Genomic DNA, 21166 nt, shown 5'->3' with positions numbered 1-21166 from the left:
ATCGCCGCGCGCAGGGCGGCCCGTCAGACAAATGTCTGCCGTCGTGCCTACCGGCATGGTCAGGTCGGATCAGGGGTCAGGACACCGCATCCCGTCCCGCAGGGATCAGGAGTGGGCAGGCGTGGACCCCGAGGGTCTAGGTTTGGGCTCTTCGGTCATGGCGGTTCCTCCGAGTTGGGCTGCAGCAAGCCGGCCCGACATATCGAGGGCACAGCTGGTCATCGCCGGCGGGCAGATCCGCGCGGCGGCATTATCGACAGGGCATGAATCGCGACGACGGCGACTCATTGCACAAAAGAAGATCAGGATAACGGCAAGCAACCATAACGGCATGATGGTCGAACAATAACGAGCGGCAGCTCATGGGCCGGTTAAGCAGGGAAACAACCGCACCCCATGAATATATTTCAAAAGCACCAAGGCATATTTTGAAATATATATGGCAAAAACTTTCATTATTTAAATTCGCAACCCGTCCTATCGAAAACAACATTGTTTTCAATACACACGGTCCATCCTGTTATTTCACGCCAGCCTGGCTGACCATGCTCACGAAGAAACTTTCGAGCGGCCATGACGAGCAGACACGTGCCCAGTACCAAGGGCTCGCGTGACAAGGCGTGCAATTGCTGGGGCGCGAGGCGGCATGGCTCGCAGAGGGAGTGGAACAATCCGGGGAGCAACACAGATCCCGGCGGGACTGGGTTGCAAGAGTCGGGATGACTCGCTAGATGCCACACTCTGAGCGATCAGAGTGAGGGAGAAGAAGGGATATCAACCTCAGTTCTGATTAGCCCACATCGCGCTGTGCAATCGGCTACAACTGTCGCTGTCCATAATATCCTTCCACCTGTTGATAACACGCCAAGATTCTACCCAGAAATATTGGGTGGCGCAAAATATAAATTCATCTTTCGTCATCAAATTCCAATTCAAGACGGCAGAGATATTAATTATTACGCGAAAACGGATTCATCCTCATTTCGCTCTGCAACACAGGGTTAATTGATCTGGATGGGGTTTTGCCCGAATTTTCCGGCCATCCACCGGATCCGGGCTGGAATCGGACTCAATGTGGGAATAGGATGCACGGCTTCCATCCATGACGCACAGGAAACAACAGGCATGAATCGAAAATGGTCGCTCCCCATCGTGGCAATCGCGGGGGGAGCGTTACTCTGGCTCGGCAACACCTTTGGTATGAAATGGGCTCTGATGGCCCTGATCGGATTCGGCTTCGGCTTCACCCTCTCCTTCAGTCGCTTCGGCATCGTGTTCGGTTGGCGCGAGATGCTGACCAAGCGCAACAGCTACTACGTGCGGGTTCACCTGCTCACCATCGCCATCGAAATTCTGCTGTTCACCTGCTTCCTCTCCTTTAGCCACGCCCTGTTTGGCGACGCCATGGTGGGCAACGTGATGGCCATCGGCATTCCCTTCATCGTCGGTGCCTTCCTGTTCGGCATCGGCATGCAGCTGGCGGGCGTCTGCGCCACCGGCACCCTCTACTGCTGCGGCGAGGGGCAACCCCGCTTCTGGCTGGTGCTGCTCTGCTACGGCATCGGCACCCTGATCAGCAACCAGTTCCGCCCCGAACTGGAGGCCACCTTCTCCAGCCATGTGGTGCTGGCAAAAGACCTGACCGGCAATATCTGGAGCGGCATGCTGCTCAACCTGGCGCTGGTCGCCGCGCTGTTCCTGCTGTTTCGCAAGAGCGAACTCAAGCGCACCGGTGAGCTCAAGCCCCTCTTCAGCGGCGGCAACCTGTTCTGGCGCGACGGCCGCTTCACCGTGCTGACCGGCGGCATCATCATCGCCGTGCTCAACTCCAGCGTGCTCGCCCTGCACGGCTCGGCCTGGACCATCACAGGCGCCGTCTATGACATGGCGCTGCGCGGCGCCTCCCTGTTCGGTCTGTTCGAGGGGCACCCCAAGCTGGCCCAGCCGCTGTTCATCAACCCCATGGTCGGCATGTTCTGGCTGGGGATCCTGGGGGCCATGCTGGCTCGCTGCATCAGCGGTGGCGGCCAATTCGCCCCGATGCGGCTCGGCAACAGCCTGGCCTCCATCCTCGGCGGCCTGCTGATGGGAATGGGCGCCATGTACAGCGCCTGCAACCTCGGCGGCTTCTTCGACGGCACGGCATCGGGCAGCCTGCACGGCTGGGTCTGGATGTTGATGGCCCTCGCCGGCAGCCTGATCGGTATTCGCCTGCGCCCGCTGTTCAAGCTCTGATAAAACAACGGGATGGCGCGGTTAAACGCCATCCCGCCACTATTCCCCTTTCAAGCCGGTTCGCAGATCCCACGCGGCCCCCCAGCCCCTTCTTCTCTATCTCAGTCCTTTAAACAACAGCAACAGGGCGAAGCCGGTGAACATCACCGCCGACAGCCGGTTGATCCCCCTGGCGAAGCGTTCGCCATAGCCTTGCGCCCCCACCCAGTGAAACACCAGACAGTAGCCGCCATGCACCACCAGCACCACGGCGCTGAAGGTGACTGCCAGCAGCATGCACTGACCCAGCGCCCCGTGTTGAAAGTCGATGAACTGGGGGAACAGGCTGGTGAAGAAGATGATCGCCTTGGGGTTGAGCAGGCTGATGAGCGCCCCCTTGATGAAGCTGCGACGGCAATCCCGATCCGGCCCTGCCCCCGGCACCGGGCTCACCGCCCGCTGGCGCCAGGAGTTGAGCCCCAGATAGAGCAGATAGAGCGCGCCGCCCAGGGTGAGGATCTGCTGGCCCGCGGCCAGCCAGCGGGTGAACCAGAGCACCGCCAGCGAGGCCAGGCTCGCCACCAGCAGGATGCCCACCGCCACCCCGCAAAAGCCGGCGATGGCATGGCGGGCGCCCCGGGTCAGGGTGTTGCCTATGGTGTAGATCACGGCGGGCCCCGGGCTCAGCACTGTGCCGATGGCGAGCAGCAGATAGAGGGCGTAATAGTCGAGCGTCATCGAGAGAGATTCCAGCGTGGATTGGCTGCCGCCCAGTATATTGACAGCCGCGACGCCAGCCAGACATAGTGGCGCCGGGCTTTATAAACCAGGAGTTTAGAGTGGACCGCTTGACCGCCATCGAGATCTTCGTCGAGGTTGCCCGGGCGGGCAGTTTCGCCGCCGTGGCGGAGCGCTTCGCGATGACGCCGGCCATGATCGGCAAGTACATCAAGTGGCTGGAGGCTAGGGTCGGCTCCCGTCTGCTCAATCGCAACACCCGTTGCCAGAGCCTGACCGAAGCGGGCCAGGAGTACCTCGCCGGCTGCCAGAGCCTGCTGCAGCACTACCGGGAGCTGGAGCAGAACACCCTGGCCAATACCGGCCAGGCGGCGGGCAGGATCCGCATCAACGCCCCCGTCACCTTCGGCAGCTACCGGCTGACGCCGCTGCTGTGCCGCTTCATGGAGCGCTACCCGCAGATCCGCATCGAGCTGGATCTGTCGGATCGGCTGGTGGACGTCATCGGCGACGGCTTCGACCTCATCTTCCGGATCGGCCAGCCCAAGGATGCCGGCTACATAGCCCGGCCACTGACCAGCACGGGCTCGGTGTTCTGCGCATCGCCAGACTATCTGCAACGCCACGGCACTCCCCTCACGCTGGCGGATCTGGCCAGCCACCACTGTCTGGGATTCAGCCCCTGGCTCGGGCAGTCACGCCTGGCCGAGGCCTTTCCCCTCGAACAGCTGCACCTGTGGGACAGCCCCTTCATCAGCAACCACGGCGGCGCCCTCAAGGTGGCCGCCCTCAACCACGCCGGCATCCTGCTGCAACCGCGCGCCCTGCTGAGCGAGGAGCTGGCGCGCGGCACCCTGCAGGAGATCCTGGCGGATGCGTTGCCCGCCCCGCGTCCGGTCAACCTGCTCTACCCGGCCAGGGAGCCGCTGCCGCTGCGCCTGCGGCTGCTCATCGACTACCTGATCGAGCAGCGCCACCAGCTGTAGGGGGCAAGCCTATTCGCCGCGCTGCTTCACCCGGCGCAGATAGACATAGCCCTCCCCCGGGCTGCCCCAGCGCTGATGAGCATCGGTGTCATAGGCCCGATCCAGCAGTCGCACGCTGTGGGGACCGATCCAGAGGTATTGCACCAGGGTGCTGGCACCGCCGAAATTGGTGGAGCAGCTGCCCACCTTGCTGTGGCCGGCGTACTCCCCCGACGGCTGGCGAGTCAGCCAGATCTCGCAGCCCTGGCGCAAAGAGAGTTGCTGCGGGGTGAGGGAGTCGAGCAGCTCGGGCCGGCGCCAGGCACCGGCGAAGTCGATGGCTCGCGGCATGGTCAGCTCGGCCATCAGGATGCGGCCATCGGGCACCAGCGAGAAGCGATAGATGCGCTGGCGAAACGGGCGCACCGCCCGCTCGGTCAGGTACTGCTCGGCATAGACCCAGCGAAAGCCCTTGTAGCCGGGCCAGATCTCCACCAACCGCAGCTCGGCGCTGGTAAAGCGGCTGTCGTAGCTGGCCTGCTCGCGGCTGGAGAACTCGCCAGTAAACCAGGAGAGCAGCGGCTCCATGCTGGCAGGCTGCGTCGTGGTGGTGCCGTCAGGGGGCGTGGTGACGAAGGGGTTGGGTGCCGCCCAGGCCAGGCAGGAGAAGAGCAGCCCCCACAGGGCCGCCATCAGGCTGGTCATCGAATCCTTCCGAATCAGTGTCATGGCGGCGATTATATGAGCGAACGGCGTCAATATCCGCAACCTTGATCAAATGATTGCCGATCCGAAACAAAATCATCGTATTGGCGTCATGTCCCGGCAACCGGACAGCCATCTACGCCAGGCTGGATCCGGCCTGAACACCCCGCATTCTGTCCTTGTGGGCGCTCTTTGAATCGGTTATCTCTCTTGCCATGCCCTGTGCAGCGGATGCCAGGGTCGGACAAGCAGCGCAATCAGGAGCAAGAGATGAAGAGAGCCGTAATCGCGGGCATGGTGGCCATTCTGCTGAGTGGCTGCGCGGTGAAGAACCAGGTCTCCCACAGCCTGCAGGCGATCCCGCTGACCGCCTTCCAGCAGAGCGAAAGCAACCCCAACCAGCGCATCTACAAGGAGTCCGGTGTGGATCTGCGCCAGTACCATCAGGTGCTGCTCGACCCCTTGCAGTTCATCCGCCAGGAGAACGGCCTGTGGTACCTGCTGACCGCCAACGAGCAGAACGAGATCGGCCGCTACTACCACGCCACCTTCCAGCGCGAGCTGTTGAATCACGGCGTCAAGATCGCCACCGCCCCCGGCCCTGGCGTGCTGCGGGTACAGGCCGCCATCACCAACTTCGACCTGACCCGGCCCGACCCCAAGCTGCGGGATCTGCTGCCCGCCAAGATCGCCATCAACGTCACCCGCGAGGTGATCGGCAAGGAGCCCTATCTGCTCAGGGTGGGCAGCATGGCTCAGCTGCTCGACTCCCAAAGCGGCAAGCTGCTGGTGCGGGTGATGGATGCGCGCGAGAGCCCGGACACCACCCACAAGGAGAGCCCCATCACCGCCGGCGAGATGGCGAAGATGATCGACCAGTGGGCCGCCGGCCGCGCCAAGCAACTGGCCGACAACCTGGGTCGCTGAACGGGCCGGCCGCCTCCCAAAAGGGGGGCTTTTGGAGCCATGACAGCTGCGTTATCGCCCGAATGTTGATAAGGTCATTACTTTATTGGCTGGAGGAAAATATATGAAAAAAGCGCTGTTTCCCATTCTGGTTGCCGGCCTGCTGAGCGCCTGCAGCATGGCTCCGCAGCAGCAGGAGTGCGCCCCCATGGCTGGCGGATGGCAGAGTCAGCCGTTGCCGAACGCAGAGGCCGAAGCGGCGCTGGCCAGCGTGCTGGCGCGCATGAACACCTCCGCCAGGCTGGAGCGCATTCTCGAGGTGCGCAGCCAGGTGGTCTCCGGGATCAACTACGACATCGCCTTCCAGCTCGACAACGGCGAGGTGTGGAATACCCGCGTCTATCGGGATCTCGCCGGCCACTACCAGATGACCCGGCCGGCATCCCAGGGGGAACTGCCCGCCATGCCTTGCGTCAAGGCCAAGTAGCCCCGACGATCGGGCCCCTCGCCAGAGGGGCTCATCTGACCAGCAAATCTCTGCTGTTCTCCCCGCACTCCGGCAGTCAGGATGACCCTTCCCGTGACCACATCCCCATAGAAAAGGAACCACTATGACCCGTCACCCCAGCATCAAGCACTGGCGCGAGCTGCAGGAGCCCGAACCCGGCCGCTACTCCGGCAGCCAGGAGCCGCTCTCTCTGGGCAGTGCCCTCGGCAGACACTACGGCTTTGCCCGTCTCGGCATTCACCACGAGCTGCTGCCGCCGGGTCGGCGCACCAGCTGGCCTCACGCCGAGGAGACCGAGGACGAGTTCGTCCACGTGCTGGAAGGCACTCCGGACGTCTGGCTCGACGGCGTGCTCCATCGGCTGCAACCCGGCGACTCAGTCGGCTTCAAGGCGGGCGACGGGCTGGCCCACACCTTCATCAACAACACAAATCAGCCGGTGCGGCTGCTCTGCGTGGGCGACACCGACCGGGCGGACAACCACATCCACTACGCCCTGCACCCCGAGCGCAATCGCTTCATCGGTGAGCGGCACTGGGATGCGGTACCCGAGCGCGAGCTGGGGGATCACGACGGCCTGCCCGACCAGCTGCGCGAGCGCAACGGCCCCTTCTAGGGCGCCGCAACCGGCCTCTGGTCGGCAAGCGGACGCAACCGACTATCCTTGATGGACCCAAGGCAACGAGGAAGAGAGATGAAGACAGGAACAGTGCGACTGCATCGGGTGCTCAAGGCGCCGCCGATGCGGATCTACCGGGCCTTTATCGAGGCCGATGCGCTGGCCAAATGGCTGCCACCCCATGGCTTCACCTGCCAGGTGGAACAGCTGGAGGCCAGGGTCGGCGGCCACTTCCGAATGGCGTTCACCCAGTTCGGCAACGGCCACAGCCACGCCTTTGGCGGCGAATACCTGGAGCTCGAACCGGGCAAGCGCATTCGCTACACCGACAGCTTCGACGACCCCAACCTGCCGGGGGTGATGCACGTGACCGTGATCCTGACCGGGGTGGTGTGCGGCACCGAACTCGTCATCGTGCAGGAGGGGATCCCCGCGGCCATCCCGGTGGAGATGTGCTATCTCGGCTGGCAGGAGTCGTTGGCCCAACTGGCGGCCCTGGTGGAGCCGGAGATCCCGCCGGGCTGAGTGACGCCCACGAAAAAGCCTGCCAGCCGGCAGGCTTTTTTTATTGCTGGTGGCCTGTGCGCCAAACCACCATCCGGGCTCAGCGGCCGGGGGCCTTGTCCAGCGGGAAGGCGAAGAGATCGCGGCGATAGGTCTCGACCACCAGGCTGAACGGCACGCCATCCCCCCGTGAGAGGATGGCCCTATGCTGCAACACCCGCTCGGGGATCGCCAGCGGTTGGGCACTGCTGGTGAGGGTGGGCATCTGCATCTCCCAACCGGCCGGCAGGGGTGCCCACAGCAGGGTGGAAGAGAGGGTCCGGCGGCTGAAGTTCAGCGCCTTGACGGCCAGGCCAAACGGGGTATCGCTGATGTCGAGGAGCCGGTTCATCTCGGGTGTGAGGCGGCTTTTCACATACCAGTTGTCCGCTTCGGAGAAGACATGATCGCCGCAGGCGAGCTGTACCCGGCGATAGCCGACGGGCTCGTCGGCCGCGATCTTGAGCTGCTCGCGGACGGCGGCATCGGCCGGTTTGCGGGTATCCTGATCACGCAGGGCGCGGATGCGCGGCTCCCCGGCCATCCGGTGGTCGGCGCACCAGTTCTGCAGGGTGACGGTGGCGCTCGGGTTGCTGAGCAGGGTGGCATTGAGGGTCTGCAGCAGCGCCTGCGCCTTGAGACGGGTGACGGGGGTGTCGGGCCAGCTTGCGGCGACGCTTTCCTGCGCCTGCGCGGCGCCATGGCACAGCAAGGCCGCCAGCATCATTACTCGGATCTTCATGTTTCTCTTACCCTTTCTACTTTGACGCCGGATTGTAACCGCGCGAGGGCCGAAGACCACGCCTTTATGCCCAGAGCCGTCGCCAGCACTCATGCAGCTAGATCTGATTCCCCCCCCCGTTCGCAGATAAAAAAAGCCTGCCAGCGGGCAGGCATTTTCGTTCCTGAATACAGCTTATTGCAGCTTGATGGCGCCCAGGTAATCTCCCTTGCCGAGCTCGACCCCGGCCTGGCGCAACAGGGCATAGGTCATGGTGAGGTGGAAGTAGAAGTTGGGGATGCCGTACTCGTGCACGCAGGTGTGACCGTCCATTCCCTTGCCACCGGCCCAGTAGGGGGTGTAGTGGCCGCTCGCATACTGGCTGAAGTCGGCATCCAGCTTGCTCTGCAGATAGGTGAGGGTCTTGGTCACATGGGCGCGCAGATCCGCCATGGTCTTGGGGTCATCCCCCAGCACCGGCGGCTCGCTCAGGCTGGCGGTGGCCACCACGGCGCGGGCGCTGTCGCAGCAGATCAGCACCTGCTTGGCCAGCGGCAGCATGTCGACGATGAGCCGCTCATTGAAGAAGTTCTCCGCGTTGAACTTCTTGGCGGCGGCATGGGCCTCGGCCTTGGCCAGACAGTGGTCGAGGTTGGTCAGCATCTTGATAAACTGGGCGGCGATCTCACGATTCATAATGCGCTCTCGGTTGGTTGAAGGCGGTTGCACGAGCGGCATCCACTATAGCGTATCCCCCCGTTTGTTCGAGCCCGCCCCCACAAAATGCCGGACCCGGCCAGCTGCCCAGCGACAGGATTGGACGGCCCCTGCGGCTGCCGATATGCCGAGGCCCTCTTTGGCTCTTTTTTGATCTGTGACATGCATCACTCTTTTACAGGGGCGTAGGCTGATTCGCGCAGCCCGGGCATGTCGCCGGGCACCATCAAAGGAGAGTGCCATGGAAATCTATGACCGAAACCGCAATGCGCTGACACCGGGTCAGCGGGTGATGAGCGCCGCCACCGGCGCCGTCGACGTACTGAAAGAGGCCCACACCGACAACCTGACCCCCTATCAGGCCGAGCACGAGCAGTGCGTGCTGCTGGCCAACTCCCGGGAGCGCTACGCCCCCATCGAGTTGATTAGACTAGGCTGATCCCTTTCCCTGTCACCCTACTCTTTACAATTCACCCGGCCGCCGCGCCCCGTTGGGGCCGGGTTTCTGCGCTCGACCTCAGTCCCCACACCGCGTCATGGGAGCATGCACGCTATCGGCAAGGGGATCACCATGAACAGGGTGTGGCTCAACCCCTTCCACTACATCTACTCACCTGTACGGACTACCCTCATCGGGGTGCCACATAACAAGGAGAGTGAGTCATGTACGGGAAAATCCTTCTGATTGTCTGTCTGCTATTACAAGGTTGTACCAATACTCCTCAACGCCGGCTTGCCTCGGCAGAAAAGCAATTGAGTACGGATGGTGAAACCACCATGCTGTATCACTCTGTTCTTTATTATCCGGATGAACTGAGTTTGCGTTTTGATGGTTATCTGATTGGCGTGGAGAAAAGCCCGCGTGATCTGGTCTCTACACCACAAAGCGTGAAGGTCAGCACACCCTCAGAGAAGACCTTGAAGACATCAACAGACGCATTATTAAACCAGCCCAAGTTGTTGTATATCTCGCATATTCTGCGAGAGCAGGCCCAGCCCCAATCCGCCGAAAACCATACCTGTGCCTTGTATAACCTTTATCAACGACTGGAGCCCGCACAATCCCAGCTGGTTGAACCCTGCGCCGAACAGAATTTGCTACCGATGGCCACCACGCATCGGCGTTGCCAGGATAAAGAGGTCTGCGGTTATGACGACAGTTGGGATGCGCTGAAGCTGTTAAAACAGAGCATGATTCAGCGCCTGATGACGCAGGCCAATACAGGCAAGCCTTACAGCGACATTGTGGTCATTGTCATGGGCTGGAATACGGTGCAAGAGGAGGCCATTCGCAACTTCAACTCCATCATGCTCAATGTGAAACGCAGTGCCCCTGCCGATTTCAATCCCCTGGTTATCGGTGTCACCTGGCCTAGCCAATGGAGCAGCAGTTGGATTGAACCGGTTTATCGACTCACCAGCTTCCCCACCAAGGCAGGCGACGCCGACGAACTCGGCCTGAGCTGGCTGGGAGTGCTGATACAGCAGACACTGCCGGAAGTAAAAGCCGCATTGCCTCAAGCCCAGCAAGCGCAACTCACGACCTCGCTGATTGGCCATAGCTTTGGCAGCCGTGCTTCCAATGTGGCTGCCTGCTTTGGTCCGGCCATTTATCAGGATCACTACCAGCTCCCCACGGCGGGCATTGATAACCTGATCAACCTGCAAGGAGCCTTTAAACTGACCCGGCTAACCGATAACGCCACATCGACCTCAGCGACGGTGTTTTGCCCTCTGGTCAAGCAGGTAGCGCTGACGGCATCGATCAATGACCAAGCCATGAACAAGGCGCCCGGGGGAGGCTATGCCGGCGATGCCAGGAGCTATGCAGAGATTTGCTCCAATACCAACACCCTTATTCGCTGCGCCTTCGCCGATCATCACGGTAACCTGTTCGGTGTCAGCGGCCCAGCCCGCAGCAACATCACATATATCGAGGCGAGCAGCCTCATCAGTGAGAACGCCTATCTAAGTGGTGGTGGCGCGCACAGTGACATCTATCGCAAAGAACATGGCCGCCTGATTTATCAGCTGATGCGACAGGGAAAAACTCCCCCTCTTGATTGAGAGAGCAGCGCAGGATTCACACAGAATCCGTCAGTCTGCTGCGCCATATCGTTCCGGCGGGTGATCACAACACCCCACCCGCCACCATCAACGACCTCAGGAGACGGGCGCGATGGCGCTGGCCGGGATCCAGCCCGATTGCCCTTGATCGTTATGTACCCAGAGCCAGCCTGCCAGCTCCAGCTCCACCCGTACCCGCTCCCCCGCCACCACATCCAGCTCGCGGGCGGTATAGTCCTGGCGTGCCAGCGCCTCCTCCGTGCTGATCGGCGTCAGCAGCGACAGGGGCGCCCACCCCTCGTTACCGTCTGCGGTAAAGGTGCGCACCCAGCCCGGAAACTCGTCATCCTCGTGGCCGATGCGCACCCGCTCTCCGGCCCGAAAGACGATGGGATTGGGGTAACAGGTGTGGTGTGCCGTGGTGATCAACGCCAGCATCATCGTGTCCTCCGACGGGTTCTGATGGGTGATGCCCCGAGTCATACCACAATCCAGGCCCCGTTGTGTTATCCGAGCTCACATCCTCTGGCAGGGGATACTATCCCCCGAAGTAGCCCCCCTGCCCCCTGCTATTCATTACTGGCAGTGAATTTTCATATCATCCGAGTGCCATTTCAGTGTACTTTCCACCGCCCTAGACTGCTTCTCGAACCTTAACGAGGAGTCTTGTATGAAACTCACCCATATTACTTTGCTGGCCGGCACCATCGCTTCGACCCTCTCTTTCAACACCTTCGCCGGTGACCTGGTCTCGGTGCAGTTCAGCGATGGCCGCGCCGCCGTGACCGGAGTCGAGGCGGTCAACAAAGCGCTCAACCCCATCGGCGTCAACGTGGTCACCGTCGACATCCCCGACGCCGCCAGGCCGCTGCTGGAGGCCTCCTACCGCCGCGCGTTGACCAAAGCGGAGCACGGCGCCCTGATTGCGGCCTTCAACCTGAGTCAGGGGGAGCTGCTGGAGCAGGCCAGGCTAGCAGGGCGTGCGCCCGCGGTGCAGGGGGGCGGCGTCGCCACCGAAGAGACAGGCGTCGGCCCCTACCCCAAGGTCTATGACCTGATGGCGCTGGACGAGCGCACCCGCAGCGCCGTACTGGGGAAATACGGCCGCATGCACGTCAACTCTGCAGAGGACGGCACCGACATCGACGAGGTGATGACTGTGGTCAGCGGCGGGCCGTTCCGCTGGGGCTTTACCCTGCAAGACGGCAGCATCGCCCGCTTCCAGATCGACAAGGTGGGCCTTGAGGACAAGGCCGTGCGAGTCAGCTATCACGGGCTCGGCATGCACGCCGGGTTGATGGATGCAAAACAGGGGCTGCTGGTGGCCTTCGCCCACGGCCCCAGGGCGTTCACCATGCGCTACCAGGCGGACGTGCCCCACGCCCAGCTGCTCGGCACCAACCCCTGGGCCGATGTCGGCATCAGCCTGCCCCCCGCCCCCGGCAAGGTGCAATAGGCCACCGCGACACCGGGCGGTCGGGTCAAGGCCCTGCCGCCCTTGTTGTGCCTCTCTGTTACCTGGCGCCCGGCGAGCCGGATTGGGTGAATTCACCGCGCCATAATGGCACCATCATTTACCAGTGGTGAATTATCGGGGGCAGGATGAACAAGATCACGGCGCTGAACGTCTTTCGCCGGGTGGTGGAGATGGGCACCTTCAGGGCAGCGGCAGATGACCTGCACCTCTCACAGGCAGCGGTCAGCAAGAACATCAACGAGCTGGAAGCCTATCTCGGCATCGCCCTCATCAACCGCACCACCCGGCGGCTGAGCGTCACCGAAGCCGGCATGACCTATTACCGCCAGATATGCGCCGTACTGGACGGGCTGGAGGCCGCCGACCAGTCCATCATGGCCACCTCTTTCACCCCCAGGGGCAGGCTGAGGATCGGCATGCCCATGTCCTACGGGCTGATCCGGCTCAACCCCCTCGTCTGCGAGTTTCAGCGCCGCTATCCGGCGATCGGTATCGAGGTGATCCTGAGCGACGCCTATATGGACCTGGTGGATCAGGGGCTGGATGTGGTGATCCGGGGGGCTGGCACCCTGGAGGACTCCACCCTGCGCGCCAAACCCCTGTGCCAGGTGCAGCGGGTGCTGTGCGCCGCCCCCGATTACCTGAAGGAGGCGGGTCAGCCCGCCCACCCGGAGGATCTCAAGGCCCACAACTGCCTGCGCTACAGCCTCTCAGCTTCCCCCGGCAAGTGGTGCTTTAGCCGGGCAGAGGAGAGCGTGACTGTGGACGTGCTCCCTGCCAGCTTCTGCGCCAACAACGGCATCGCCCTCAAACAGGCGGCAGTGCAAGGGCTTGGGGTGATCCTGGTGCCACACGAGTTCGTGGCAAGCGAACTGGCGGACGGCACCCTGGTCAAACTGCTCCCCGACTGGAAACCCCACCCACACGCCCTGTTCGCCGTCTACCCCTTCCACAAGGAGCAGTCCCCCAACGTGCGGCTCTTTATCGAATTTATCGTCAAGGCGTTTCAGTTGAGGTAGCCCGACAGGCGGGAGCTTGAGGCATTCACCTGTTGGAACCCGCCTGCATGTAGGTTCGATTAGCGAAGCGTAATCGGACGTTCGTGGAATCGGACGATCGCGTCATCGATCGCTCCCTCTGGCTACCGCCCGCCGTCCAGGATGACGCCCCCTGCCTGTGTTGCCGATGTATCCGCAAATAGTCGCCTGCCAAGCTGGCGGATCAGCAGCAGCGGCGACAACAGGGTGAGCAGCAGCCAGTGGGTGTGGGGCAGGAGAAAGCTCCAGATGATCTCGTGAGGTAGCCAGGTCGACGCGGTTGCCGTCATAAAGGCGATGTCATAGGTCTCCCACAACCAGAGTCCGGCAAAGAGCGGCAACAACAGCGGACGGGGTGTCAGCAAAAACAGCGGCAAGTAAACACAGGCAAGTACGGCGCTGAACTCCAGCATGGCCGGGGTCAGCTCAGCCAAGGTATGACTGGGGGAGAGACCGCTCCATTGGACAGGCGTCCCCTCGGCCAGTGCAGGCCACCAGGATGCGTATTGAAACAGGGTAAACGAAATCAGAAACAGCAGGCTGCTCAGCAGCGCCAGCGCCGTTTTTCGCAACAGCCAGCGCCCCATCCGGCGCAGTGTCGGCATCCACTTAGACATCAATGACTCCCATTTGGTGACGGGGCAGTATGCCTTGGCCGGCGGCGTGATCAAAGCCGCCCTGCAGACTCTCTTGCCTACGCCCACACGCTTTTCTGCCCCCGAGTTACAGCCAAGAGCGGCATGTTGGTTCCATTGACCAAACGTCATCGGGCATATGGGGAGCTAGACGGGTACCCGCATCTGAAGATGTGTCACTCGTTGACACCCTGCCTGGGTGATTGTTGATCACCAGGCTTCGTGCGAGACTCATCATCGCGTTATCCAGTGACAATTGAGACCAATTTGGACAACGTCGCCTTGACGACCCCTCTGTCCTGACAAGCCAGAAGGCCAGGGCCAAAAACAGGCCCATCCCATGATGAGGCAGCAAAACAGTCATCAGGACATGACGAGGGTACAGGGCTCAATGACATGACGCAGGAGCCTGCAAGATCACCCCCGCTCCATGACCAGACACAGGGGAGCAAACATGAAGGATCAGGCTGCAACCGTACTCTGCTTTGAGCATGTCACCATAGCGAGAGACTGCATGGACACGCTCCAGGCGTTGGGGTTTAACGTGATTCGCATCGCCTATTCTGCCGAGGTGTTTACCAGGCTGCCATTTCTCAATTTTGATTACCTTTTCAGCATCAACTTCAACCCTCTCCTCTCTCAAGCGGCCGAAGCGTTGCGCAAGCCCTACATTGCCTGGGTGGTCGATACACCTTGCTATGGCATGCATCATGACGCCATCTCCAACCCCCTCTCCTTCACGTTTGTCTACGACCTTGCCGTAGCAAGCAGGCTCAAGGAGCGGAGCAATGGCAACGTCTACTACCTGCCGGTCGCCATCAACGAGCAGCGCCAACTGCCAGCCGAGCCGGGTTATGATCACGATATCTCCTTCATCGCCAACCTGACCCCGCCGGAATACCAGACCCACATCAAGCCACGGCTGGCCCCCGGACCGCTGCAAACGCTGGAAGAGTTGATTGGGCACATCGATGCGCACCTGGAGGGGCGGCCCTTGACCGCACAACTCACGGAATCTCATATACGGCTTGTCAAAGAGGTGTATCCGCTGAGCGGGCTACCCTACCTGAGCGAATATGAAAAACTGGCGTATCTGCTGGGCCGCGAACACTCCTATCGGGAAAGGGTGTCCTGTATCCAGACTCTGGCGGCCCGGTTTGAGCGGGTCGCCGTGTATGGAAACCCGGAGTGGGCGACACACACGCAGAGCTATTGCGGATACGCAGAGCATTACCAAGCAATGCCACGCCTGTTTCAACGCAGCAGGAGCAACCTGAATCTGGTGCGCAGTTTCGTCGAGTCTGGGCTCCCCATGCGGGTGTTTGATATTCTTGGCGCCGGTGGATTCATGGTGACAAACGACAAGGAGGATCTGCATCATCTCTTCACCCCGGGCAAGGATCTGGTGATCTTCCGCGACAAGCAGGATCTGCTGGAAATCTGTCGCTATTACCTGCACCACGAGGAAGAGCGCGCCGCCATCGCCGCCCATGGGCAACAGACGGTGCTGACCCACCACACCTATCGAGCGCGCCTGATCAGCTTGTTCCAGACCGTCCAGAGTGAGCTGGCAAGCATGCAACCCCCTGGTGTACAAGCGCATTCGAATAACTGACGGCCATGTTTGATGTCAGACGGTGAGTGGCCATTCTCCCTGTCAGCCCGTGCAGGTTCGATCAGCGAGGTGTAATCGAACCTAAGTCCCTGGCCTGCGTAGCGTCAGCATCCATTTAGGCATCAATGACAAGCGGCATGCCGCGGTTCGCTGCACCGTCCAAGTGCCGCACCATGCCGGTAAATTGCCGGAATATTGAATCCCGTCACACCGGCAGCGGTTTCAGTGGTTGCCCAGCCACAAAGCCTCATGCGAACCTTTAAATCCCGTTAACTCACTCAAACCAAACCACTATGTTCAGGCAAATAATGATGGGGGCAGCCCTGCTGTCGGCGGCGCTGCTTTCCGGTTGTGCTTCCGTACCCATGGCCGATGCCACCGCAGACGCGCAGGCCAAGCAGTTTATGGCGCCCAAGGATGCGGCCAACCTCTATATCTATCGCAATGAAACCTTCGGTGCGGCGGTGAAAATGCCGCTGCTGGTGGATGGTATGGCGGTCGGCGACACCGTGGCCCACACCTATATCCTCAAGCAGGTGACGCCGGGTAGCCACACCATCACCTCCAAGTCGGAGAACGATGCCACCCTGACCCTCAGCACCGAGGCGGGCAAAAACTACTACGTCTGGCAGGAGGTCAAAATGGGCCTGCTGATGGCCCGCTCCAAGCTGAGTCAGGTCAGTGAAGAGGAAGGCAAACAAGGGGTGATGGAGAGCAAGTTGGTTAAGTGACCAGATATTTTCACCTCACAAGCAGGGCGTAGCCTTACCAGCTACGCCTCTGTCAGAAAGGTGGGTGGCCCATATTTCCTGTCCGTGTAGGTTCGATTAGCGAAGCGTAATCGGACGATCGCGTAATGGAACATCCGCGTCATCATGGCCTGCAAGCAGATCGAAGTGAGGCAAGGCTATGCTTGGCTTTTCGGCCGAGGCGAGAGGAAGGGGATGGCCAACTGGCGGCGGGCATGGTGGCCCGGAGGAACATGGTTCTTTACCGTCAACCTGCTGGAGCGGCGCAACAACCGGTTGCTGGTGGAGCAGATCGACCTGCTGCGCCACAGCGTTGCCAAGGTGCAACAGGCTCACCCCTTCGCCATTCACGCCTGGGTGGTGTTGCCCGACCATCTCCACTGCATTCTCTCTTTGCCGGAGGGGGACACCGACTTCCCCCTGCGTTGGCGGCTGATCAAAAGCCATTTTTCCCGCGCCTTGCCGGTGAACGAGCGACGCAGCCATACCCGCTTGCGCCACGGGGAGCGGGGCATCTGGCAACGCCATTATTGGGAACACCTGATCCGGGATGAGCAGGATTACCGCCGCCATATGGATTACGTCCATATCAACCCCCTCAAACATGGTCATGTCACCCGGGTGGCCGATTGGCCGTATTCCACCTTCCATCGTTATGTGACGAGTGGCGTCTATCCGCCGGATTGGGGCGGGTCGGTGGATGGGGTGGGGGGATTGGAGTAAACACCTAAAAGGGTTGTTCCGTTGTAAGCGTCCGATAACGCGAACGTCTTACGCGATCGTCCGATTACGCTTCGCTAATCGAACCTACGGCCCTGATGGCCCGCTCCAAGCTGAGTCAGGTCAGTGAAGAGGAGGGCAAGCAAGGGGTGATGGAGAGCAAGTTGGTTAAGTGATCCGATACATTTATCTAACGAACGAGGCGTAGCCTTACCGCTACGCCTCTATCAGAAGGGGGGACCAGAATTTATTTTCACTTTATGTGATATTTGATTTAGAATAATTTTCCTCTTTGCAGTGATAATGAGTTTTATATGAGAAACCTTGAATTTATATTCAGTGCTTTTATTAAGGAACATCATAATCCAATTGATTATGAACTTATGTCGTTTGAATTAAGGAAAATATTGCCACAAATTAATTTCATTTCACCATCCACATATATGAATATTCCATTCGATGCTCCTCCTGAAATTCCCAGGATGCAGATGACGCGAAGTGATGGAAAGGTAAAATTTACTTTTTCAAAAAACAGAATTGACTTGGCTTTTAATGAATCTTTTTTGAATGAAAGCTCAATGGATTCTCTAAGTAAAATAAATCCTTTGATTTCTAGTGTTATGCAGTTGTTGATGAGTTCTCTAGGATTGCATTTCAATAGGTTTGCTATCGTCAATAGGCGCTACGATGTTAACCCCGCACCTGAAAAATATCTATCAATGAAACTCCTGAAAAGTAGTGAAAATATTGATTCATTGGAGGTTTCATATTCTGTCAAGGAAGAGAGGGATGGCCTTACTTTAAATACTTCCTATCAATTCTCTCATGGGCATTTAAACGACTCTCGTGAAAATATTTATTTAGTGACTATAGAGGTTAATAATGAGGTTTCAAGTTCGATAGATCTCGGGAATATTAATACTATCTTCTCAACAGCTATTGAAAAATGTGAACGATTCGTTTTTTAAAAGATTAGAGAGGTTGCAATGGCATCTGATAACAACCCAAGTGATGAAGATGACAAAAACGGAAAATCCAGAGAGCAGGAAGGTTCACCTGACGCCATTCCTTTAGGGGAAGAGGATGAAAATAATGTTGTTTTAAAATCTCCATTTACAGCTACGAGAGATGCCTTCGATATATTAAGAGAAAATATATTTGGTGAGAAAAATATATTTGATACGACTTATTTTAATAAAAAATTAAATACAAAAACATTTAATTCAGAAAATACAAAATCTGAATTGAAATACTTAACTGATGAACAGTTTCAGCTATTAAGAAAAGATGTTTTTGATCATTTTGATGAAAAAATAAATAAGTTGGTGGGGGATTTGCAACCCAGTGCAATGTTTAGATTAGATGCGCTGGTTGAAGCGAGCAAAAAAGAATTACAGGGGCAGCTTAACAGTCTGATGGAGAGTGAGAAAAGTAAATTACAGGAAGATCTTAATAGTCTTATGGAGAGCGAGAAAAGTAATATAGATGGAAAAATAGATGAAAAGTTCGCATCATTCAATAAAAACATGGAAGATGCAAAGTCATCAATTCTCGGCAGTATTGCAATTTTTTCTGGGATTATTTCATATATTTCAGTGAGCGTAACCTTATTCGACAAGATACAAAACCCATTAGACATGATAGCATTACTACTTGCTATCATGTTATGTTTGATTTGTTTTTTGGCATTTATAGTTTCTTTTTTAAAAAACAAACTAGGCTTTGGTTTGTTTTTCGGAATATCAATGGCCTCGTTGTCAGCTATTGCCGTAGTCTTTTTCTCACGATATGGTTTCTTCTTTTTTTCATGAAAAAAACTGTGGGAAAGTATGAAAAATATATAACAAACCCGGCCTAAGCCGGGTTGGTTGCATCAAAAGGCGAGAATAATCAGAGCGCTTCTAACCTTGCATACGCCGTCACCAGCCACTTGGCGCCGACGTCGTCGAACTGGATCTGCACCCGGCTCTGCTGGCCGACCCCTTCGAAGTTGAGTACCACCCCTTCGCCGAATTTTGGATGGAGCACCCGCTGGCCGAGCTTGATGCCGCTGGCGTCGAAGCTCTGCTGCACCTCGTTCTGACTGAAGCGGCCGTACTGGGTGGGGCGGCTGACCTGGGTGCGCAGCCGGATCTCTTCCAGACACTCGGCGGGCATCTCGCGGATAAAGCGGCTCGGCTTGTGGAACATCTCGCGGCCATAGATGCGGCGGCTTTCGGCATAACAGATGTAGAGCTTCTCCATGGCGCGGGTCATGCCGACGTAACAGAGACGCCGCTCCTCCTCCAAGCGGCCCGACTCCTCGGTGGATTGCTGGCTGGGGAACATGCCTTCTTCCACGCCGACCAGCAGCACCAGCGGGAACTCCAGCCCCTTGGCACTGTGCAGGGTCATCAGCTGTACCGCGTCGGCATATTCGTCCGCCTGATTCTCGCCGGATTCCAGCGCCGCGTGGGCGAGGAAGGCGGAGAGATCGCTCATGTCTTCCAGCTCATCCGGACGCTGGTACTGGCGGCAGGCGGTGACCAGTTCGTCCAGGTTCTCTACCCGCGCCTGGGATTTCTCGCCTTTTTCCGCCAGATACATGGCCTTGAGGCCGGAGTGCTGGATGGCGATATCCGCCTGCTGGTGCAGGGGCAGCAGGGAGACCTGCTCCTCCAGCGCGTCAATGAGATCCACAAAGCCGCGCACCGCGTTGCCGGCGCGACCGGTCAGCACCTTGTCATTGAGCAGGGCCTTGGCCGATTGCCACAGGTTCTGGCCCTGATCGCGAGCGTTATTGCGCAGGATCTCGAGGGTGCGATCGCCGATGCCGCGGGTCGGGGTGTTGACCACCCGCTCGAAGCTGGCGTCGTCGCCACGGTTGTTGATAAGGCGCAGGTAGGCCATGGCATCTTTGATTTCCTGGCGCTCGAAGAAGCGCAGGCCGCCGTAGATGCGATAGGGCATGGCGTCCTGCATCAGCGCCTCTTCCAGCACCCGCGACTGGGCGTTGGAGCGATAGAGGATGGCGCAGTCGGCGAGCAAACCGCCCTTCTCTTTCCAGTCCTTGAGGCGGCCAACCACGAAGCGGGCCTCGTCCACCTCGTTGAAGGCGGCGTACAACGAAATCGGCTCGCCCTCGGCGCCCTCGGTCCACAGCTCCTTGCCGAGGCGCTCGGCGTTGTTGGCGATGACGCAGTTGGCGGCCTTGAGGATGTTGGCGGTGGAGCGGTAGTTCTGCTCGAGGCGGATGGTCTCGGCCCCCTGATAGTCGGTCAGGAAGCGCTGGATGTTCTCTATCTTGGCGCCGCGCCAGCCGTAGATGGACTGGTCATCGTCGCCGACGATCATCACCTTGCCGCTGTCGCCCGCCAGCATCCGCAGCCAGGCGTACTGGATGCCGTTGGTGTCCTGGAACTCGTCCACCAGGATGTTCTGGAAGCGGTCGCGGTAGTGCTCGAGGATGTGGGGCTTGTTCAGCCACAGCTCGTGGGCGCGCAGCAGCAGTTCTGCAAAGTCCACCAGCCCGGAGCGATCGCAGGTCTCCTGATAGGTCTTGTAGATCTGCTGATAGGTGCGGGTGACGGGATCGCCGTAGAGATCGATGTCGCCGGGGCGCAGCCCCTCGTCCTTCTTGCCGTTGATGTAGCCCATCACGGCGCGCGGGGCCCAGTGCTTCTCGTCGAGGTTGAGCGCCTTGAGCACCCGGCGAATGAGGCGGTACTGGTCGTCGGAGTCGAGGATCTGGAAATCCTGCGGCAAGCCCGCATCCAGATGGTGGGCCCGCAGCAATCGGTGGGCGATGCCGTGGAAGGTGCCGATCCACATGCCGCGCTGCGAGCTGCCTAACACTTTCTCGACCCGGCCGCGCATCTCGGCCGCCGCCTTGTTGGTAAAGGTGACCGCGATGATGGAGAAGGGTGAACAGCGTTCCACCTGCATCAGCCAGGCGATACGGTGCACCAGTACCCGGGTCTTGCCCGAACCGGCACCGGCCAGCACCAGCAGGTTGCAACGGGGGGCCGCCACCGCGTCTCTTTGCTTGTCATTGAGCCCGTCGAGCAGGGTTGAAACGTCCATCACCACTCCTGTTTATTTATACAGGCGGGGATTATACGACCTGCGGCGCCGCAGACCAAATCGGCGTATGAGGGATCGCCGCCCTCCGGCTTTACGCCGCCCCGAGCGGGGGCCTGACCACAGAGAAAAATCCATCAATTGGCACCATTGGAAGCCACTTTTTGGCCG

At 59.2% G+C, this 21166-nt stretch carries 22 protein-coding genes and 1 pseudogene; 16 read left to right on the top strand and 7 right to left on the bottom strand.

Going from position 1 to position 21166, the window contains the following annotated elements; translation table 11 throughout:
- Positions 1–1125 precede the first annotated feature (1125 nt).
- Positions 1126–2235: a YeeE/YedE thiosulfate transporter family protein gene (locus CK627_RS04965; RefSeq protein WP_174704172.1), complete on the top strand. Its 1110-nt coding sequence runs from the start codon at positions 1126–1128 to the stop codon at positions 2233–2235.
- 96 nt (positions 2236–2331) lie between these two features.
- Here the strand turns inward: CK627_RS04965 and CK627_RS04960 are convergent, their stop codons facing one another.
- Complete coding sequence (locus CK627_RS04960) at positions 2332–2952, bottom strand: LysE family translocator (RefSeq protein WP_005307702.1); 621 nt, start codon at positions 2950–2952, stop codon at positions 2332–2334.
- Between the two features lie 101 nt (positions 2953–3053).
- Between CK627_RS04960 and CK627_RS04955 the strand changes: the two genes are divergently transcribed.
- On the top strand, positions 3054–3938 hold the full coding sequence (locus tag CK627_RS04955) for a LysR substrate-binding domain-containing protein (protein WP_065017215.1): 885 nt from the start codon (positions 3054–3056) through the stop codon (positions 3936–3938).
- A gap of 9 nt (positions 3939–3947) precedes the next feature.
- Here CK627_RS04955 and CK627_RS04950 read toward each other — a convergent pair whose 3' ends face one another.
- Positions 3948–4622: a chromophore lyase CpcT/CpeT gene (locus tag CK627_RS04950; protein WP_174704171.1), complete on the bottom strand. Its 675-nt coding sequence runs from the start codon at positions 4620–4622 to the stop codon at positions 3948–3950.
- A 270-nt stretch (positions 4623–4892) separates the two neighbouring features.
- Here CK627_RS04950 and CK627_RS04945 point away from each other — a divergent pair, with 270 nt between their 5' ends.
- The 4 genes from CK627_RS04945 (at position 4893) to CK627_RS04930 (ending at position 7180) form a co-directional block, all read left to right on the top strand.
- On the top strand, positions 4893–5549 hold the full coding sequence (locus CK627_RS04945; RefSeq protein ID WP_095591806.1) for a DUF3313 domain-containing protein: 657 nt from the start codon (positions 4893–4895) through the stop codon (positions 5547–5549).
- A 103-nt stretch (positions 5550–5652) separates the two neighbouring features.
- Positions 5653–6015 carry a cystatin family protein gene (locus CK627_RS04940; protein WP_017778631.1) on the top strand — a complete coding sequence of 121 codons (363 nt, stop codon included), beginning with the start codon at positions 5653–5655 and terminating at the stop codon, positions 6013–6015.
- A gap of 124 nt (positions 6016–6139) precedes the next feature.
- Positions 6140–6652 (top strand): cupin domain-containing protein, encoded by a 513-nt coding sequence (locus tag CK627_RS04935; protein WP_095591805.1) that lies wholly within the window; start codon positions 6140–6142, stop codon positions 6650–6652.
- 78 nt (positions 6653–6730) lie between these two features.
- Positions 6731–7180: an SRPBCC family protein gene (locus CK627_RS04930; protein ID WP_005307686.1), complete on the top strand. Its 450-nt coding sequence runs from the start codon at positions 6731–6733 to the stop codon at positions 7178–7180.
- A 79-nt stretch (positions 7181–7259) separates the two neighbouring features.
- Here the strand turns inward: CK627_RS04930 and CK627_RS04925 are convergent, their stop codons facing one another.
- Positions 7260–7925: a hypothetical protein gene (locus CK627_RS04925; RefSeq protein WP_095591804.1), complete on the bottom strand. Its 666-nt coding sequence runs from the start codon at positions 7923–7925 to the stop codon at positions 7260–7262.
- 189 nt (positions 7926–8114) lie between these two features.
- Positions 8115–8615, bottom strand: a complete 501-nt coding sequence (locus CK627_RS04920) for a DUF1993 domain-containing protein (RefSeq protein WP_095591803.1) — start codon at positions 8613–8615, stop codon at positions 8115–8117.
- Between the two features lie 262 nt (positions 8616–8877).
- Here CK627_RS04920 and ydfZ point away from each other — a divergent pair, with 262 nt between their 5' ends.
- Together ydfZ and CK627_RS04910 are read left to right on the top strand one after the other, a co-directional pair.
- Complete coding sequence (gene ydfZ, locus CK627_RS04915; RefSeq protein WP_095591802.1) at positions 8878–9075, top strand: putative selenium delivery protein YdfZ; 198 nt, start codon at positions 8878–8880, stop codon at positions 9073–9075.
- Between the two features lie 224 nt (positions 9076–9299).
- Positions 9300–10703, top strand: a complete 1404-nt coding sequence (locus CK627_RS04910; protein WP_095591801.1) for a hypothetical protein — start codon at positions 9300–9302, stop codon at positions 10701–10703.
- Between the two features lie 96 nt (positions 10704–10799).
- Here CK627_RS04910 and CK627_RS04905 read toward each other — a convergent pair whose 3' ends face one another.
- Positions 10800–11144, bottom strand: a complete 345-nt coding sequence (locus CK627_RS04905) for an SH3 domain-containing protein (protein WP_254425346.1) — start codon at positions 11142–11144, stop codon at positions 10800–10802.
- 229 nt (positions 11145–11373) lie between these two features.
- Here CK627_RS04905 and CK627_RS04900 point away from each other — a divergent pair, with 229 nt between their 5' ends.
- Together CK627_RS04900 and CK627_RS04895 are read left to right on the top strand one after the other, a co-directional pair.
- On the top strand, positions 11374–12159 hold the full coding sequence (locus CK627_RS04900) for a hypothetical protein (RefSeq protein ID WP_095591800.1): 786 nt from the start codon (positions 11374–11376) through the stop codon (positions 12157–12159).
- A 146-nt stretch (positions 12160–12305) separates the two neighbouring features.
- Positions 12306–13199 (top strand): LysR family transcriptional regulator, encoded by an 894-nt coding sequence (locus CK627_RS04895; protein ID WP_095591799.1) that lies wholly within the window; start codon positions 12306–12308, stop codon positions 13197–13199.
- 122 nt (positions 13200–13321) lie between these two features.
- Here CK627_RS04895 and CK627_RS04890 read toward each other — a convergent pair whose 3' ends face one another.
- Entirely contained in the window at positions 13322–13804 is a 483-nt protein-coding gene (locus CK627_RS04890) for a hypothetical protein (RefSeq protein WP_167385413.1), read from the bottom strand.
- Positions 13805–14306: 502 nt separating this feature from the next.
- On the opposite strand from CK627_RS04890, the gene CK627_RS04885 reads away from it, so the two are divergent.
- The 6 genes and pseudogenes from CK627_RS04885 to CK627_RS22480 all read left to right on the top strand — a co-directional run bounded on the left by CK627_RS04885 (position 14307) and on the right by CK627_RS22480 (position 18747).
- Positions 14307–15467 (top strand): CgeB family protein, encoded by a 1161-nt coding sequence (locus CK627_RS04885; protein WP_095591798.1) that lies wholly within the window; start codon positions 14307–14309, stop codon positions 15465–15467.
- Between the two features lie 293 nt (positions 15468–15760).
- Positions 15761–16198 (top strand): DUF2846 domain-containing protein, encoded by a 438-nt coding sequence (locus CK627_RS04880; RefSeq protein ID WP_095591797.1) that lies wholly within the window; start codon positions 15761–15763, stop codon positions 16196–16198.
- Positions 16199–16411: 213 nt separating this feature from the next.
- Complete coding sequence (locus CK627_RS04875) at positions 16412–16939, top strand: REP-associated tyrosine transposase (RefSeq protein WP_095591796.1); 528 nt, start codon at positions 16412–16414, stop codon at positions 16937–16939.
- Between the two features lie 92 nt (positions 16940–17031).
- Positions 17032–17112: pseudogene (locus tag CK627_RS23230) on the top strand (DUF2846 domain-containing protein); the annotation flags it as partial.
- Between the two features lie 138 nt (positions 17113–17250).
- Complete coding sequence (locus CK627_RS22485; protein WP_115578006.1) at positions 17251–17904, top strand: hypothetical protein; 654 nt, start codon at positions 17251–17253, stop codon at positions 17902–17904.
- Between the two features lie 18 nt (positions 17905–17922).
- Positions 17923–18747 carry a hypothetical protein gene (locus CK627_RS22480; protein WP_157737151.1) on the top strand — a complete coding sequence of 275 codons (825 nt, stop codon included), beginning with the start codon at positions 17923–17925 and terminating at the stop codon, positions 18745–18747.
- A 79-nt stretch (positions 18748–18826) separates the two neighbouring features.
- Here the strand turns inward: CK627_RS22480 and uvrD are convergent, their stop codons facing one another.
- Positions 18827–20998, bottom strand: coding sequence for a DNA helicase II (uvrD, locus tag CK627_RS04865; RefSeq protein WP_095591794.1), 2172 nt, complete (start codon positions 20996–20998; stop codon positions 18827–18829).
- Between the last annotated feature and the right edge of the window lie 168 nt (positions 20999–21166).

Source organism: Aeromonas dhakensis, from assembly GCF_002285935.1.
Taxonomy (GTDB): domain Bacteria; phylum Pseudomonadota; class Gammaproteobacteria; order Enterobacterales; family Aeromonadaceae; genus Aeromonas; species Aeromonas dhakensis.
Note: the sequence above shows the minus strand (reverse complement) of the source record. Positions and strands in the feature narration are given on the sequence as shown.